The following is a 16,693-nucleotide window of genomic DNA, read 5'->3' on the forward strand; positions in this document are numbered from 1 at the left end:
GCTACAATTTTTCCAGAATGAAGTTGGTCATTTTTGTGAAGAGATGGCGCTGCGCCGCCGGATCCGAAATTCCGTGCGCTTGTCCGGGATAGAAGAACGTCTCGAACTGCTTGCCTTCCCGAATCAGGATTTCGTTGAACACAATAATGTGCTGCCAATGCACGTTATCGTCCGCTGTGCCGTGGACAATCAAAAGGTTACCTCTGAGTTGCGAAGCATATGTAATGGGCGCTGTTGCTCTGTAGCCTTCCGGATTTGCCTGTGGCGTGCCCATATAGCGTTCAGTCCAGATTGTATCGTAGAACTTGAAATCCGTTACCGCTGCCACCGCAATTCCCGCCTTGAAAACGCCCGCGCCGTATGTCATAGCCATCAATGTGTGATACCCTCCGCCGCTCCAACCCCAAATGCCGAGGCGTGACGCATCAATGTAGGAAAGCGAGCCGAGATATTTTGCGGCCTCAAGAATATCACGCGTATTCGGCAGGCCGAGTTGCCGGTTCGTGCTTTGCCTGAAGGCCTTGCCGCGGGCATCTGTACCACGCGGATCAATGCTCACGATGATGTAGCCGTGCTGCGCAAGCAGTTGATACCAGAGAAAATTTCTTCCACCCCATCGATGTGTTACGGTTTGCGGACCGGCCCCGTACACAAACATCAGTACGGGGTACTTTTTCGATGCATCAAAATCTGCTGGCTTCAGCATATATCCATTCAAATCCAGACCGTCGTTCGTCTTGAATACGAAGAATGAATGCCGTGTCGTCGGAAGATGCTTCCACGGAGAAAATGAGTTTGCGACGAGAGTCGCGATGCGACTTCCGTCGGCTTTCTTTACCCATACCTGTGAGGGCAGGGCTGTGTTGGAATACGTGTTTATGAAGACTTGCGCATCAGGCGAAAACAACACCGAGTGCCAGCCCGGTTCTTGCGTCAGACGTTTCAAGCCCGTCCCGTCAAGATGAATGCTGTAGAGATGCCGCTCGAGCGGTGATTCCTTTCCTGCAACAAAGTATATCACATTCCGATTCTCATCCACGCCGGAAAGTTCCGTGACATCCCACTGCCCTTGTGTAATCTGACGTTCAAGCGTTCCATTCAGGTTGTATAAATACAGATGGGTGTAACCATCCCTGCTCGACTTCCAGATAAAGCGTTTCGATTTTTTGAGAAAGCGGAGATCGTCGTGTTCAGTTTCAATCCATGCAGTATCTGCTTCGGTCAGAATTGTTTTGAGCGAGCCGTCGTTTGCATTCGCAAGCATCAGCTCCAACGTATCCTGCGCCCGGTTCAGACGCTGAACGGCGAGAAGGTTCGCGTCGGTTGTCCACTTGATACGGGGAATGTAGATATTGGGATTGGAACCCAGATCAAGCCATCGGGTGGTGTTACCATCAAGAGTGATGATACCGATTTGCACAAGCGAATTCGGGTCGCCTGCCTTCGGATACTTCATTAAATCGAGCCTGGCGTGCGGACTTTCGGCAGTATATTCTACAAGCGGGAACGTCGGCACAGCCGTCTGATCGAGGCGCCAGAACGCAATACGCCTGCTGTCGGGCGACCATTGCCATCCTTCAATGATGGAGAATTCCTCTTCGTACACCCAGTCGAATTTGCCGTTCAGTACATTGTCTGAACCGTCGAACGTCAGTTGGGTCTCCTTTCCCGACGACACATCCAGAGCAAACAAATTGTTCGAGCGGACAAACCCGATCTTTTTCCCATCGGGAGAGAGCTTGATGATGGCTTTGTCGCCGGATGCATGCGAAAGAAGACGGAAAGATTTTGTTCTGAGATTGAAGATGCCGAAGTCGCCCCCAGTCTTGATTCTGCGGGCAGGAAGTGTGCTTGTTACCAGCACATGTTCGCCATCGGCAGCCCACTCATACGAGCCGATTGTCATCGGTTTCCGGTCTCCGCCGGAAACAAGCCAAGCCTCATCCAGCACAAGCTCCCGCGCATTGTCCGAGAGATTGTAGGCAAACACTTGTTGGCGGTTCGTTGCGCTGTCTTTTCGAATGTAGGTGAATCGCTTTCCTCCCTCTATCCATTGGATCTTTCCCGGCGACGTGCTTGTCCCCTTCATCGCGGCGAACACTTCGTCTATTGACCAGCGATCCGGCGCTTCTTGAGAAAAGACTTCAAATGAGAAAATGACAAGCACAAAGAAGATGGGTACTCGTCTCATTCCTTCAGTCTCCTGCCGATTTTATTTGGACGACATCGTAATCGTTTCAAGCCCATGGGCATGGGGTCCGCGTTCTTGACGCCAGAGGAGGAATGAAAACACCAACCCGAACGCGGAAAGAGTTGTAAACACCCACATGCCGCCCGAGTATCCGCCGGGATTGTCAGGACCGGCGGCAAGGCGGTCGTTCAATTCACCGATCAACCACGGAATAGCCGCCATGCCTATTTGCTGGCAGAGCGTCATCATGGAATATGCAGAACCGAGGCGCCGCTCGTCCACGATGTACGCCACCGAGGGCCACATGATTGCCGGAATCATCGAAAACGCTACGCCGAGTAGCGTCATCACAATCAGAAGTGTTAGGGGGATGGCTATGTTGCCGAACACGGGGAGAGCAAACTCGAGCATCGGGCCGGCCGGAGCATACGTGACAACAAGAAACAGCGGCAACAACACAAGCGAGCCCGCAAACATGAACAGCGAACGCTTCCCGACACGATCAACCAACAACCCGAACAGCGGTGTCGCAACCATCGCCGCAAGCGGCAAAAAACTGTTGAGAAAACCGCCGATCTCGCGCGAGGTACCGTGGGCTTCAATAAAATATTTGATGGCGAACGCCCGGAATGGAAAGATGGTTGAATAGAACACTACGCACAATCCTACAATGTACCAGTATGACGGACTGAACCTATAGAGACTTCTGAATTCCAACTTTTCCGTCTCACCTTGTTCGCCGAGCGCATACAGCCTTTCGGCCCGTTTCTCAAGAATGTAATAGAGAATCCCGCCAACAACACAGGCACTCGTTATGATGGTTGAGAGCCAGAGCGGATCCTGCCAATTTGTGTACCACGGCCGCGCCCAAGCGGTTGACCAATCGGCGCTGACCGAGCCGAGGCGGGCAATCATCAGGTTTATTCCGAATGCAAAGCTGAGTTCCTTCCCTTTGAACCATTTCGCCAGCGCCGTTGTGACAGCAACAATCAGAGGCTCTGCCCCTATGCCTAACATGAATCGCCCGGTCAACATCAGCCACAACTCAGGTGATGCCGCCGTTACCGCCGCTGCGGCAAGACAAATAACTCCGAAGACAAGAACGGAGATCTTCGTGCCAAACCTGTCAATGATGTATCCGCCGACCAGCAACACAATCACCGCCGCGATACTGTACACCGTGTACAGCAACCCTAAATCACTATCCGAGTAGCCAAGCTGCTCTTTCAGCAGATCGAAAATGGGGCCTATCGAATCGTAGGCGTAATAGTTTCCAAACATCGAAAGGCTGATGAACACCAGTACCAGCCAGCGAAAACCTTTGCTTGGTTGGGGTTTGATAAAAGCGGCATCCGACATAGTGTGGTTGGAATTGTGTTAGAGAAATGAAAAGGGCGTCAGACGCTTGCTTGACGCCCTTGCATACATAGGAGAATTGATATCCCTTAATTTACATTTTTGAGAATCGCAAGCAAGAAGTTCCAGTACTTCTCAACCGTATCAATATAGATCTTCTCGTCCGGCGAATGAACTCCCTCAAGAGTCGGGCCGAACGAAATCATATCCATCTCGCCCATCTTCTCGCCGATAATGCCGCATTCGAGGCCGGCATGAATCGCCTTTACTTCGGCATCTTTGCCGTAGAGCGACTTGTACGTCGAGCGGGCGGTTTTGAGAATCTCGGAATCAAGATTCGGCTTCCATCCGGGGTATCCGTCGCCGTGAGACACTTTGGCGCCGCCGAGTTCGAAGATACTGGAAACCGAATGAACAATCTCCACAATCTCTGATGCCACGGAACTGCGCTGGCTCGTCACCATCTTGATAGCCTTCTTCTCCGTCTTGATGACTGCAACATTCGTCGAGGTTTCGACAAGGCCCGGAATATCAGCGCTCATTTTCATGACACCATGCGGAAGGGCGGACACCGTCATGAGGATTTTCCTTTTCTTTTAGTACTTCTTGATCACCTTCCCCTTCTCTTCACTTTCGTTTCTTCCATCGTAACAAATTCAAGTCAGGATCGACGGTGGACAGTTCATTCTTTGCGGCCATATTGAATCGCATCACCGCCTCCATCGCGGGCTTCCAGTTCTTCTTCGGAACAAACACCAGGGCCTCCGCTTCCCGCGGAATTGCGTTGTGCTTGTTGCCGCCGTCAACGGAAGATATACGAACTCCGAACGGCTCAAGCGCAACCAACACCCGGTTGAGGATCTTGACGGCATTGCCGCGACCCTTGTCAATTTCGAGTCCCGAATGCCCCCCTTTCAATCCGCCGACACGAACATGGGCAGCGATTGTTTGCGCAGGGGCTTTATCAAAATCGGCTTTCCAGGTTGCGTTCGAATCCTTGCCGCCTGAGCAACCGACGTAAATTGAACCCTCTTCTTCCGAATCGAGGTTCATCAGCGTTTTGCTTTCGAGAAAGCCGGGCTGCAGATTGCTTGCGCCTGTGAGGCCGGTTTCTTCATCAACGGTGAAGAGAAACTCGAGCGGGCCGTGTTCAAGCGACTTGTCTTCCATGATAGCGAGATTTGTCGCAACGGCAATGCCGTTATCCGCGCCGAGCGTTGTTCCGTTGGCCATCAACACATTCCCTTTGCGAACCAATTCAATCGGGTCCTTATAGAAATCATGTACCTTGTCCTTATTCGCCTCCGCGACCATGTCGAGATGTCCCTGCAGGCAAATCATCCGGACGTTTTCACGGCCGGGCGATGCAGGTTTCTTCACTACGACATTACCGAACTTGTCCGTTTTGGCTTGTAGTCCGAGTTTTTTCGCTGTTTCAACCACGTACTTTGTCATCGCCTCTTCGTGTTTTGAAGGGCGAGGGATTGCAGAGATAGCTGCAAAATACTTCCACACTAATTCAGGTTTCAGTCCTTCAATTGCTGTTGACACTGTTGCCTCCCTTATGTTGTTTCATGATTCTAGTAGCAGATACTTATTCCGTTCCAACTTTGCGACGAAGGTGCCAACCCGCTCATACATCGGTTCAAGCGGCTGCCCGAACTTCGCAGACATTTCCTTCCCGATGGATTCGACGGACGTCTGGCCATCACATTTGTTCCACACAAAACTCCCCAGCTCGTCTAACTTCAGCTTGATATTCGGTTTTGCGAGCATCGGAACAAACCACTTCACCAGCAACGGATGCTTGAATTTCGGGATAAGCAGTACAACGGTATTGTCTTCTTTCGTCTCCCATTCGAGATTCCTCTTCGGCTTGATAGAAAGAAGATCACGTGATGTCTCGTTCGGTTTGTTCATGCAATACTACGCTGTTGAAACACGGGGGACACGGCGAGCCGTGCCCCTCCGATTACTGTGTTCAGAATACTGCGCTCGGTGGCGCCGGCTCATCGGGCCTGCCTGCATTCTTGACAGGAATCTGAATAAGAATCCACGCAATGATGCCGAATATGACCAGGCTAGTGATAAACGAAGGCTCTTCGAATATTGCGAACAGCTTCACTTCCCAGAATGCAAACGCAGCAAAGAGAAGCCCGATCAATGCCTCTCCGGCAATCAGGCCGGCAGCGAGCAGAACGCCGTTGTTTTCCACGCGGGCCTTCTGTGCCGCATTATGTTCGCGTTGTGCACTGATTTTCTCAACCATGCCTTTGAACAATCCGCCGAGGAAGATTGCGAACGTTGTTTCGAGGGGAAGATACATGCCGACGCAAACCAGCATCGGGCTTTTTACCTGCATCAGAATGAAACCGAAGCCCATCAACATACCGACGATGATGAGGGGCCATGCCATTTGTCCGCCGACAATGCCTTGCGAAAGCAACGCCATCAGACTTGCCTGCGGCGCAGGGAGTGCGCGTGAACCGAATCCGCCTTCGTACTGCGGTGTTGCCATCTTGCCCGCAGCAACGTCGCCTTCATGCAGAACGATGAGGGGAAGGAACATGACAGCAGCAGCCAATGCTATACCTACCAAATTGCCGACTTGCATTTTCCACGGCGTCCCGCCCAGAATGTGGCCGACTTTCAGATCCTGCAACATCTCGCCCGCAACTGCCGCCGCAACACACACAACTGCCGCCACGCCCAACACTGCAGCAACCCCGGCTTGTCCTTTCATACCGAGAGCAACCATGAGCAAAGCGGCAACGAGCAGCGTCGAAAGCGTGAGGCCGCTAATCGGGTTGTTGCTTGAGCCGATGATACCGACAAGATATCCGGACACCGCGGCAAAGAAAAATCCCGCGATGATCATCACGACTGTTGCCACCAACGCGGCCGCAACATCGCCCGCAAAGTAGTTGTAGATGAAGAACGTCGCCAATGCCGCTGCACCGATTCCGACCATCACCCACTTGAAGCTGAGATCGTTTTCGGTTCTGACCGTGACATGCCCGCCCGTTGCGGCCTTCTTCACATCACCGATCGAGCGTTTGATGCCGGTCAACAGGCTGTTCCTCATTCTGAACAACGTAAACCCGGCACTCACCAACATGCCGCCGATGGCTATTGGTCGAACGATGTAACGCCAGACGTTTGCCGCCATTGCAACCCAGGTACCTTCTTCCGCAGGGGCACCTTCCGGAATCAGTGTAGGCCCGATGAAGTAGGTAAGAATCGGAACGAACAATCCCCAGGCAATCAGCCCGCCGCTGAAATTCAGTGACGCGAGCTTCGGCCCGATGATGTAACCGACGCCGATGTATGCCGGACTGACGCCGGGCGAGCTGAGCAGAATACCGCTCTGTGCGCCGACTTCGCCTGTTGCGCGAAGCCCGATGACGGATTTCGAGAACCCGACCCACTTCTCCCACGCTGTAGCAAAGAACTTGAACTGCCCCAATGCCTGAATCAGCGCACCAGCGCCCATTGCGCCAAACAGGAACTTGGCACCTGTTCCGCCCGAACGCCCTGCCTTGTGAATTTCCGAAGCCGCAACCGATTCGGGGAACGGCAATTCAACATCCTCCACCATCACACGCCGCAGCAACACGACGAACATGATGCCGAGAACACCCCCCGCCGTCATGATTGCTGCGGATTCAAGATAGTGCTGGGTGGTTGCAAACTCAGGCCAAATGCCCGCAATGAAGAATGCAGGCAATGTGAAAATGGCACCGGCCGCGACGGACTCACCGATGGAGCCGACGGTTCGCGAGAAGTTTTCTTCGAGAATGGAACCCTTCAAGATCCGCAGCAACGCCATACCGATAACTGCCGCGGGGTACGTTGCAGCAATCGTCATTCCGGCTTTCAAACCGAGATAGGCATTTGCCGCGCCGAGAACCACGCACATGATAAGCCCGATGACCAGAGCACGAAGAGTAAATTCCTTCATGTCAGTTTCAGCCGGAACATACGGCTTGTATCGTATACCGCCGCCGGCGGCGGAAGCACTGTCAGCCATAACAACTCCTTGGAAAATTGAGAAGATTGATGTTTCCGAATCGAATACTTTGCCGCCTTAAACAGCGCAACTCAAAGTGGCAAGAGTATTGCGAAATCGGCATTTGTCCAGGTTGGAGTCGGGTTGTACAAAGCGGGCGGTAGTTCGAATTCATTAATGAAAGAACAGGGATGCGAGTGGCTCGCACAGTAAGCCTCGACTCCCGATGGGAGCCTTTACATCGCATATTCAGTGAGCAGGCAGATACGGGGATCCGTTATCGAACCCCCCGTATCATTGAGAAATTGTTGTTGAAAATATAGACAGAGCCTTTCTGAGAATCAAGGCAAAAAGAAGCAGCCGAAATCGCCCTTTCCCGCCAGAAACAGGCCCAAATCACAACCCTAAGAGCTTCGCTCAGGGCACGTACTGAAGCGGAGCATCCGGACCTACCGGTATCCCGAGCAGCATCCATCCGATGAGCATGGCAATTCTCACGATTGCAAAAGCGACAGCAAACGGCAGCATCGCTGAAATGATCGAGCCGATTCCGATATCCTTCACATACTTCTGTGCAAACGTCACCACCAGCGGGAAATATGGCAGCAGCGGTGTAAGAATGTTGGAATACGAGTCGCCGACTCGATATGATGCCTGCGTTAATTCAGGCGAGTATCCCATCAACATCAGCATCGGCACAAAAATCGGCGCCATGATTGCCCATTTCGCCGACGCGCTTCCAATGAAGATATTGATGAACGATGCAACAAGCACGAACGAGACAATCAGCGGAATGCCGGTAAACCCGATAGACTTCAGAACGTCCGCCCCCGTGATGGCAAAGATGACGCCAAGGTTCGACCAGCCGAAGTAGGCGACGAACTGCGCCGCGGCAAAAGCAAGAACAATATATCCGCCCATCGTCCCCATTGCTTCTGTCGTCATCGACGAGATTTGCTTGTCTGATTTGATCGTGCCGACAATAAAGCCGTACACCATTCCCGGAATCAGAAACATGAACAACATGATAGGAACAATGCTGACGAAGAACGGCGTGAACCCGCCCTGCGCATCGCGCAGAATTCCGTTCTCCGGAATAATCGTCATGAAGGCAAGTACAGTCAGCACAATCGCACTGATACTCGCCCACAGAAGTCCCTTTTTCTCTTTTGCAGTGAGCGGCTGATTCTCCGATTCCGCGCCCTCTTCATATTTGCCGAGTCTGGGTTCGAGAATGCGCTCGGTGACGTACGTTCCCGTAATGGTAATGAGAGGAACGGAAGCCGCCATGAAATACCAGTTGGAGGTCGGCGCAACGTTGTACGCCGGATTGATAAGCTTTGCAGCCGAGTCGGTGAAACCGGCAAGCAAAGGGTCGAGAGATGTAAGGAAGAGGTTCGCCCCGAATCCGCCCGAAACTCCTGCAAATGCGGCGGCGAGTCCCGCGATAGGATGTCGCCCCATTCCCAGAAAAATCACCGCCCCGATCGGAAGCAATACAACATAGCCCGCATCAACCGCAAGACTCGAAAGCTGCCCCGCGGTAACAATTGACGCGGTGATGAGCCCCTTCGGAACGCTTGAAACAAACGCCTTGAGCCCCGTTGCAATGAGCCCGCTCCGTTCGGCAACGCCAATGCCGAGCATCACCACCAGCACAAGTCCCAGCGGCGGAAAGGCCGTGAAGGTTCTGACCATCTCTGTCATAATGCGAGTGATTCCTTCACCGTTCAGCAAATTTACCGCAGTAATCGTGGCGCCGGTTCCCGGGTGTACAGCCGATACACCGAGAGAGGAAGCAATCCACGACGAAATCAGGACGATCACAATCAGAATGAGGAACAACGTCACCGGTTGAGGCAACCGGTTTCCCTGCTTCTCAATTGTATCGAGACTTCGAAGAACGAACCGTTCGAGCCATCCGGGCTTTTTTTCCGCCATGAGTACTCCTTTCTATTTGTTGGGGGTGAATAGCGCTTTGAATACGTAGCCTGCGATTTCCGGGTTCTCTTTGAAGCGGCGGGTCGAGTAGCCGTACCAATGCTCGCCGAACGGTACGTAGAGTCTCAGCTTGTGCCCGTCACGTACCAGTTTCTTGCGGAGTTCGGGCCTGACGCCGAGAAGCATCTGAAATTCGTAGTCGGTTTTCTGCAATCCCAGTTCATTGATCATCGCAATAGCGCCGTCAACCAACACGCTGTCATGTGTGGCAATGCCGACGTAGGCCTTCTGTTCGAACATCATTCTGAGAAGTGTGAGAAAGTTCTGCTGCACTTCTTCACGACCCTGAAACGCTATGTCGGGGGATTCCTTGTAGATTCCCTTGCATAAGCGGAAGTTCGGCTTCTCTTTTAGAAGTAGACGTGTGTCTTCTTCGGTTCGGAAAAGATATGCCTGCAGAACAATTCCGGTATTCGGGAAATCCTTGTGCAAAGCCCGAAAGACGTCGATGGTATCCGTTGTGCAGGTTGAATTTTCCATGTCAAAACGGACGAAGATGTTCTGCGCTGCGGCAACTTTCAAAATCTCCCTCACATTCTCCGTACAGAAATCCTTCTCGAGTTTCAATCCGAGCGATGTCAGTTTGATGGAGAGATTGGAATCGAGCTTTTCTTTTGTGATAGTCTGGAGAACTTCAATTGATTGGTTGCGCGACTCAACAGCTTCTTCTTTTGTAAAAATATCCTCGCCAAGAACATCGAGGGTGGCGCAAGCACCCTCAGTGTTGATTTGACGGACACAGGTGATGGCATCGGCGAGTGTTTCGCCTGCAATGTAGCGACCCGCAAATTTACGAACGATTGGCCGGGGAACAAGCGGTATGCTGCTGACAACTAACTTGTTAAAGAAGGACATGACAGTACTCTAAGTTGTTGATACGCAATGTGTTAAAGCGAGCTGAACAAATGTAGAAAAACGGAAGGTAACGGAATGCATTCGTTTCATGCAACCCTGAAAAAGATAGTCACGGCTTGATACAAAAGCAAGGGAAATGCCCTACCCCCAGATCAGATTCACCAGCCAAACTGATGCGAGAATGCCGACAACATCGGCAACAATTCCGGCGGGCACGGCGTGCCGAGTTTTCGTAACGGAAACAGAACCGAAATACACTGCAAGAACGTAGAACGTCGTCTCGCCGCTTCCCATCATCACACTCACCATTCTCCCGATGAGTGAATCGGGACCGTGAGCCGCAATCGTCTCGGACATCACTCCAAGCGCCCCGCTGCCTGAAAGCGGTCGCATAACCGCCATCGGGATTGTCTCTGCCGGCATACCGATGAGTGAAGTCAGCGGAGAAAGCACGGCAGTCAGAATCTCCATCGCGCCACCGGCACGGAAAATCCCGATTGCCACCAACATCGCAACAAGAAACGGAATAATCCGAACCGCCACATTGAAGCCTTCTTTCGCCCCTTCAACAAACGCTTCGTAGATTTTCACCTTCTTGAACGCGCCGTACAAAACAATTGAAAGAATCAAAAACGGGATTGCAAAAGTCGAGATGGTTTTTGTGATGTCAACAAATGCTTGCATCATCCCTCCAGTTGCTTTTTGTAAAAGGGAAGTTTTGCCAGCAATTTTACCGTTGTCACTCCGACAATTGTCGAGATGGTCGTTGCGACGATTGCAGCGCCTAAGAACTCCGTCGGGTTGGCCGAACCCGCCGCCACCCGGATGGCAATCACGGGAGCAGCAACGAGTTGAACATTACTGGTGTTGATGACGAGGAACGTACACATTGCATCGGTTGCGGTGCCGAGTTTCTTGTTGAGCTTGTTCAACTCTTCCATTGCCTTGAGGCCGAGCGGAGTTGCAGCATTGGCAAGCCCGAGCATGTTGGCCGAGATATTCATGATCATCGCCCCCATTGCAGGATGCTCGGCAGGGACATCAGGAAAGAGGCGGGATGTAAGGGGCTTCAACAACTTGGCAAGTAGCGTGATAAGCCCGGCCTGTTCGGCAATTTTCATAATCCCCAGCCACAATGCCATAATCCCGATGAGTCCGAGGGCAAGCGTTACAGCGGTTTTGGCGGAGCCGATGATGCCTTCATTCGTGACCTTCATAATGGCAGGAAATTGTTGTTCGGCAGCAGGGTCGGGGGGCTGTGTAATATCCTTCCCTACCGCGACGGCAATCCCAATGATGATGAGGGCAAGCCAGATGTAGTTGAGCATGGGAGTCTTAGAGTTATGAGTTTGTAGAGTTCCTGGGGTTCCAGGTTCTAAAAGCCGATCCTAAGTCTTAGCCTTGCGCTGTGACTGTACTGATGGTCGAATTCCGGCATAAGCCGGATCGACAGATCATCTCCAACATTGAAATCATACAAGCTGGCATCGACGTATGCGTCAACAAGATTTACAAGGTAGTAGATGAAGATGTACCAGGAAAATGTGTCGCGGATATCCTTGTAGTCTTCGCGTAAACGGGAATACGTCGGGTTGCCCGCGCTGTTTTCAGGTGTGATGCTTTCGCCGTAGAGTCTGCGGTAATGCTTGATGCTGTCATTCGCATCAATCCATTGCGAAGCGAAATAGTAACCGAAGCCGAGCAGGATGGGGACTTTCCAGTAGGATTCGTTGTAGAACTGACCGGCACCTGGAAGCACGGCGGAAAGCGCAAGCGCCAAACCGGGAGATTTGCCCGTTTGCTCCGCCTTCGCAACACTGTCGATTTGCTTCACGCTCATCTCCATCAGGAGGTTGACTGCACGGGCCGAGTCTTGAGGAGAAATGCGTGTAACGGAATAAGGGCGAGTTTCCTCTTGCGACGCTGCGGGCGAGCAGACGAGCGTCGCTGCCAACAGGCACCACCACCCGGCCCGTATCATGTTACGATTTTTCGATGACGGCAATCGCTTCAATTTCCACACGTACATCTTTCGGCAGCCGCGCCACCTCAACGGTAGAACGTGCCGGCGGATTCTCCTTGAAGTATTCGCCGTATACTTCATTCATTGCGGCGAACTCGTTCATATCCTTGATGAAAACAGTTGTCTTCACGACGTTGTCAATTGATGTACCTGCGGCTTCGAGAATTGCCTTGAGGTTCTGCAGCACGCGGTGGGTTTGCGCCTTCACATCTCCCTCAATCACAAGCCCCGTTTCAGCATTGATGGCGATTTGTCCGGCCGTGAACAACAGCGTATTATGCACAACTCCCTGGCTGTACGGCCCGATGGCGCCGGGAGCTTTTGTGGTTTTGATGATTTGCTTTTTCATGTTCGTGTACGTCTTATGGAATGCGAGAAATGACTTATGACTCAATCGTTGCAAAAAGATCGAGAAGGCGGTCAAGGTCATCAAGCGAATAGTACTCGATGAGAATATGGCCTTTGCCGTCTGCCATGTCTTTTACTTCAACTTTTGTTCCCAGTTTCTGGCGGAGCTTCTCTTCGATGCTCGCCAGCGCGTTGCTTGGAGTTGAACCGGCGGAGCGGCGAGCTGATTTGCCACGTGCTTTGCTGCGCCCGCTTTCGCGGACGGCCTTTTCCACTTCACGGACAGACCAGCCTTTCGACATAATCTTATGAAAGATATGCAGTTGCAGGGACGGGTCGTCTATCGTAATCAGGGCACGGGCATGTCCGGCACTCAAATCGCCTTTCCGAACGGCTGTTTGAATATTCTCCGGCAGCTTCAACAATCTCAAAAAATTCGTGATCGTGGAACGATCCTTGCCGGTCTTCTGCGCAACCTGTTCGATCGTGTGGTTCAGTTCTTCCGTGAGACGTTTGTAGGAGATGGCGATTTCGATTGGATTGAGATTGGAACGCTGCAAGTTCTCGATCAATGCAAGCTCAAGCAATTCCTCGCGGGAGTGTATCTTGATAATGTACGCGGGAATTTGTGAAAGACCCGCCTCACGCGAAGCGCGCAACCGCCGCTCACCCGATATCAACTGATACTCGCCATCAACGCGACAAACGGTTATCGGCTGGATGATGCCCTTCTCCTGTATCGAGCGTTTCAACTCATCCAATTCCACCGGATCGAAATCCGCCCGCGGCTGAAAGGGGTTCGGCCTGATTTTCCCGACGTCAATGTTGGCAATTGTGTCGCTCGTTACCCCGTCATCCTGTCTGCCGACGAGCGGGACAGTTGGCCTCGGAATAAGCGACGCGAGACCACGCCCGAGCACAGGCTTTGTTCTCATTGTTCATTCTCCCGGGGATGTGTCTGCACGATACGCACAGCATGATTGTTATTCGCGAGAACTTCCTGGGCAAGATCCATATAGTTGCGCGTTCCCGCAGAAACAGCATCGTACAGAATAATCGGCTTGCCGAAACTCGGCGCTTCACTCAGCCGGACGTTGCGAGTGATGATCGCCCGGAAGACTTTCTCTCCGAAGTACTTTTTCACTTCTTCGATAATCTGGTTGGAAAGGCGGAGCCGGCTATCATACATCGTCATTAATACACCCTCAATATCCAATTGTTCATTCAACTGCTTCTTGACCATATTAATGGTGTTGAGAAGTTGCCCCAATCCTTCGAGCGCGTAGTATTCGCATTGCACGGGTATCAACACGGAATCGGCGGCCGTCAAGGCATTCAGCGTAATCAAGCCGAGTGAAGGCGGGCAGTCGACAAAAATGAAATCGTAGTCGCTGCGGATTGCGTCGAGTGCTGCTTTCAAGCGCTTTTCGCGATCTTCCAAGTCGACCATTTCCACTTCAGCGCCGACGAGATTGATGTGAGAAGGGATAAGCGAAAGGTACGGCATCTGCGTTTTTACGATTGCAGTCGAAGGGGCGAGATTGCCGACTATCAACTCATAGCTGCTGCATCCTTCAGACGAGCCTTCGAACCCGACGCCGCTTGTTGCATTCGATTGCGGGTCGACATCCACAAGCAGCGTACGTTTCTCCGCCGCGGCCACACACGCCGCAAGGTTGACCGCCGTCGTCGTCTTTCCGACGCCCCCCTTCTGATTCGCAATAGTGATGATCTTGCCCAACAGATTCCTTCCTTTTATGAACTCATACCTGACGCCACCAACAACGCGATAATGGCCAACGCCACGTTGATCTTACCGAACATCAGCATCTGTTTGTAAAACCGGATAGCCTGCTCATCCGGTTCTCCCGCCGCCAGTGCCGATTCAAGGCGGCTCCACATTCTCGCGTATCCGAATCCAAAAAAAACCATGAGTACAAAGATAAGCTGTTTCGCGGCAAGCAATACCGACCACAAGCTTTCGAAATTCAGAAACAGAAAGCGGGGGTCGAACAGCATCAATACCGCTCCCGTAACCAGTATTGTCCACACACACATCCACACAAACGGCTGAAACCTGCCCAACAAATGACGCACGAATGGATCAAATTGCCTCTGCTCGACGCGGGCAACCGGTGATGTCACAACCGCCTGATACAGCATTCCGCCGAACCAAACTACCACGGAGAATACGTGCAGACTTCGTGCACTCCACAAAAGAAAATCCATTCAAGTCGGGCGAGTGTGAAACGGCGTGAAACCTCTAAACGCCAAAAAAGATACGCCTTTTGACACTGGTTTGCAATGAAATTGCTCTGTCGGTTATGTGAGTTTTTCACCCGATGTGAGATGGTATCCGCGAAGAAACTCCTCAGTTCCCATTCTCTTGCGCCCCTCCAGCTGTAATTCACTTATACCAATGAAGTTGTCGGCGGTGCAAACATGCAGCATCTTCCCCTCAACCCGTACGTTTCCGGGTTCTGCATCTGATTTTCTGTCGGTAAGCAGCGTCCGGAAAAGTTTGATCACCTTCCCGTTGTGCATAGTGAACGCAGCCGGCAGCGGAGAGAGTCCGCGAATATGATTATGAATTTTCTCTGCCGGCTGGTTCCAGTGTATCCTGCAATGCTGTTTGAAGAGCTTCGGAGCGGGAGAAGCTAACGTATCATCTTGTTTGCGCGGAACCGCCTTTCCCTGTTCAATCAGTCTCACAGTGTGCAACACAATCTCGGCGCCGACTTCGGCAAGCGTATCGTGCAGCGAGCCGGCATCATCGTCCGGCTTGATCGGAACGCGGGCCTGCAGCAGCATGGTGCCGGTGTCTACTTTTTCTTCAAGAAAGAATGTCGTCACGCCGGTTTCTTTTTCACCGTTGATGATTGCCCAGTTAATCGGCGCTGCGCCGCGGTATTTCGGGAGTAGCGATGCATGAAGATTAAATGAGCCGAGAGATGGAATGGAGAAAATCCCTTTTGGGAGAATTCTGAATGCAACAACAACGATGAGAGCCGGATGCAATGCCCGGATGGCTGATGTAAATTCGGGGTCGCGGAGAAATTCGGGCTGTAGAACAGGCAGCCCGTGTCTGAGGGCAACGGATTTGATTGGAGTTGGAGAGAGAATTTGTCCCCTGCCGCGGGGCTTGTCGGGCGCTGTAACGACTGCGGAAATCGGGTAGCCGTTGGCGAGGAGGATCTCGAGACTCGGGACGGCAAATTCGGACGTCCCCATAAACACAATGTTTGTTGCGACGGGGAAATCTCCTGCAGTTTATTGTTCCTGATCCACGATATCGTGCGCACTGACTGTCGGGTAATGCACCTCGAAGAAACCCTTTTCGAGTTTGTTCAGCCTTCCGCGAAGCAACTTCCGTTTGACAACGCCGAGCTTGTCGATGAAGAGAATTCCGTTAAGGTGATCGATCTCGTGAAGAATCACACGAGCGAGCAATCCGCTTGCTTCAATTTCCTGCAACTTCATATCCACATTTTTGTATCTGACGCGGATGACTTCGGCCCGATCCACCTCGTCACGGATTTCCGGAATGCTGAGGCAACCTTCCTCCATTTTCGCCGAGCCGGTAGCCGAGACGACTTCAGGATTGATGAGGGCGAATTTCTTCGGTTGTCCCGGGTTGATGCTTCGGGGCATCGAGTCGGCGGCTTCTCCCACTCCTTCATGTTTCTTTTCATCAACATCGGAAACATCCACGACGATCACACGATCGAGGGAGCCCACCTGATTGGCGGCAAGCCCTACACCGTTGGCGTGATGCATTGTTTCAAACATGCAGTCAACGAAGGTCTTCATGTTCTCGTCAACCGCCCTTACGGGTTTTGCCCGTTTGCGCAATACCGGTTGACCGTATATGTAGATGGGTAAGATTGCCAATGTACAATCCCGAATCGTT

General features: G+C 52.2%; 15 protein-coding genes and 1 pseudogene. All 16 read right to left on the reverse strand.

Annotated elements, in window-relative coordinates:
• Position 1: 1 nt before the first annotated feature.
• The 16 genes and pseudogenes from KF749_13950 to KF749_14025 all read right to left on the reverse strand — a co-directional run bounded on the left by KF749_13950 (position 2) and on the right by KF749_14025 (position 16,674).
• Complete coding sequence (locus tag KF749_13950; GenBank protein MBX2992252.1) at positions 2 to 2,191, reverse strand: S9 family peptidase; 2,190 nt, start codon at positions 2,189 to 2,191, stop codon at positions 2 to 4.
• A gap of 21 nt (positions 2,192 to 2,212) precedes the next feature.
• Positions 2,213 to 3,550, reverse strand: a complete 1,338-nt coding sequence (locus KF749_13955) for an MFS transporter (protein MBX2992253.1) — start codon at positions 3,548 to 3,550, stop codon at positions 2,213 to 2,215.
• A gap of 86 nt (positions 3,551 to 3,636) precedes the next feature.
• Positions 3,637 to 5,002: pseudogene (locus KF749_13960) on the reverse strand (aminoacyl-histidine dipeptidase).
• Positions 5,003 to 5,119: 117 nt separating this feature from the next.
• On the reverse strand, positions 5,120 to 5,467 hold the full coding sequence (locus KF749_13965; GenBank protein MBX2992254.1) for a PqqD family protein: 348 nt from the start codon (positions 5,465 to 5,467) through the stop codon (positions 5,120 to 5,122).
• 61 nt (positions 5,468 to 5,528) lie between these two features.
• On the reverse strand, positions 5,529 to 7,508 hold the full coding sequence (locus KF749_13970) for an oligopeptide transporter, OPT family (protein MBX2992255.1): 1,980 nt from the start codon (positions 7,506 to 7,508) through the stop codon (positions 5,529 to 5,531).
• A 465-nt stretch (positions 7,509 to 7,973) separates the two neighbouring features.
• Positions 7,974 to 9,497, reverse strand: coding sequence for an AbgT family transporter (locus KF749_13975; GenBank protein MBX2992256.1), 1,524 nt, complete (start codon positions 9,495 to 9,497; stop codon positions 7,974 to 7,976).
• 12 nt (positions 9,498 to 9,509) lie between these two features.
• Complete coding sequence (locus KF749_13980) at positions 9,510 to 10,412, reverse strand: proline dehydrogenase family protein (GenBank protein ID MBX2992257.1); 903 nt, start codon at positions 10,410 to 10,412, stop codon at positions 9,510 to 9,512.
• Positions 10,413 to 10,553: 141 nt separating this feature from the next.
• Entirely contained in the window at positions 10,554 to 11,096 is a 543-nt protein-coding gene (locus KF749_13985) for a spore maturation protein (protein MBX2992258.1), read from the reverse strand.
• On the reverse strand, positions 11,096 to 11,740 hold the full coding sequence (locus KF749_13990) for a nucleoside recognition protein (GenBank protein ID MBX2992259.1): 645 nt from the start codon (positions 11,738 to 11,740) through the stop codon (positions 11,096 to 11,098). The genes KF749_13985 and KF749_13990 overlap by 1 nt, the downstream gene beginning before the upstream one ends.
• Before the next feature lie 47 nt (positions 11,741 to 11,787).
• The gene (locus KF749_13995; protein ID MBX2992260.1) at positions 11,788 to 12,393 is read right to left on the reverse strand and encodes a hypothetical protein; all 606 of its coding nucleotides are present in this window, start codon (positions 12,391 to 12,393) and stop codon (positions 11,788 to 11,790) included.
• A gap of 1 nt (position 12,394) precedes the next feature.
• A complete protein-coding gene (locus KF749_14000; GenBank protein MBX2992261.1) occupies positions 12,395 to 12,784 on the reverse strand; it encodes a RidA family protein in 390 nt (129 codons plus the stop codon).
• A gap of 34 nt (positions 12,785 to 12,818) precedes the next feature.
• The gene (locus KF749_14005; GenBank protein MBX2992262.1) at positions 12,819 to 13,718 is read right to left on the reverse strand and encodes a ParB/RepB/Spo0J family partition protein; all 900 of its coding nucleotides are present in this window, start codon (positions 13,716 to 13,718) and stop codon (positions 12,819 to 12,821) included.
• Complete coding sequence (locus KF749_14010; GenBank protein ID MBX2992263.1) at positions 13,715 to 14,524, reverse strand: ParA family protein; 810 nt, start codon at positions 14,522 to 14,524, stop codon at positions 13,715 to 13,717. The genes KF749_14005 and KF749_14010 overlap by 4 nt, the downstream gene beginning before the upstream one ends.
• 14 nt (positions 14,525 to 14,538) lie before the next feature.
• Entirely contained in the window at positions 14,539 to 14,967 is a 429-nt protein-coding gene (locus KF749_14015) for a hypothetical protein (protein MBX2992264.1), read from the reverse strand.
• Positions 14,968 to 15,105: 138 nt separating this feature from the next.
• Positions 15,106 to 16,014, reverse strand: coding sequence for a methionyl-tRNA formyltransferase (gene fmt, locus KF749_14020; GenBank protein MBX2992265.1), 909 nt, complete (start codon positions 16,012 to 16,014; stop codon positions 15,106 to 15,108).
• Between the two features lie 39 nt (positions 16,015 to 16,053).
• Entirely contained in the window at positions 16,054 to 16,674 is a 621-nt protein-coding gene (locus tag KF749_14025) for a peptide deformylase (GenBank protein MBX2992266.1), read from the reverse strand.
• Positions 16,675 to 16,693 lie beyond the last annotated feature (19 nt).

The sequence above is a fragment of the Bacteroidota bacterium genome, assembly GCA_019637975.1.
Taxonomy (GTDB): domain Bacteria; phylum Bacteroidota; class Ignavibacteria; order UBA10030; family UBA6906; genus CAADGV01.

What these genes read in the sequence shown, in the direction of transcription:
- KF749_13995 (MBX2992260.1), bottom strand. Translation starts at nt 12,393, where the DNA reads ATGATACGGGCCGGGTGGTGGTGCCTGTTGGCAGCGACGCTCGTCTGC.
- KF749_13950 (MBX2992252.1), bottom strand. Translation starts at nt 2,191, where the DNA reads ATGAGACGAGTACCCATCTTCTTTGTGCTTGTCATTTTCTCATTTGAA.
- KF749_13970 (MBX2992255.1), bottom strand. Translation starts at nt 7,508, where the DNA reads ATGAAGGAATTTACTCTTCGTGCTCTGGTCATCGGGCTTATCATGTGC.
- KF749_14005 (MBX2992262.1), bottom strand. Translation starts at nt 13,718, where the DNA reads ATGAGAACAAAGCCTGTGCTCGGGCGTGGTCTCGCGTCGCTTATTCCG.
- KF749_13965 (MBX2992254.1), bottom strand. Translation starts at nt 5,467, where the DNA reads ATGAACAAACCGAACGAGACATCACGTGATCTTCTTTCTATCAAGCCG.
- KF749_13975 (MBX2992256.1), bottom strand. Translation starts at nt 9,497, where the DNA reads ATGGCGGAAAAAAAGCCCGGATGGCTCGAACGGTTCGTTCTTCGAAGT.
- KF749_13985 (MBX2992258.1), bottom strand. Translation starts at nt 11,096, where the DNA reads ATGCAAGCATTTGTTGACATCACAAAAACCATCTCGACTTTTGCAATC.
- KF749_14000 (MBX2992261.1), bottom strand. Translation starts at nt 12,784, where the DNA reads ATGAAAAAGCAAATCATCAAAACCACAAAAGCTCCCGGCGCCATCGGG.
- KF749_13990 (MBX2992259.1), bottom strand. Translation starts at nt 11,740, where the DNA reads ATGCTCAACTACATCTGGCTTGCCCTCATCATCATTGGGATTGCCGTC.
- KF749_13980 (MBX2992257.1), bottom strand. Translation starts at nt 10,412, where the DNA reads ATGTCCTTCTTTAACAAGTTAGTTGTCAGCAGCATACCGCTTGTTCCC.
- fmt (MBX2992265.1), bottom strand. Translation starts at nt 16,014, where the DNA reads ATGGGGACGTCCGAATTTGCCGTCCCGAGTCTCGAGATCCTCCTCGCC.
- KF749_13955 (MBX2992253.1), bottom strand. Translation starts at nt 3,550, where the DNA reads ATGTCGGATGCCGCTTTTATCAAACCCCAACCAAGCAAAGGTTTTCGC.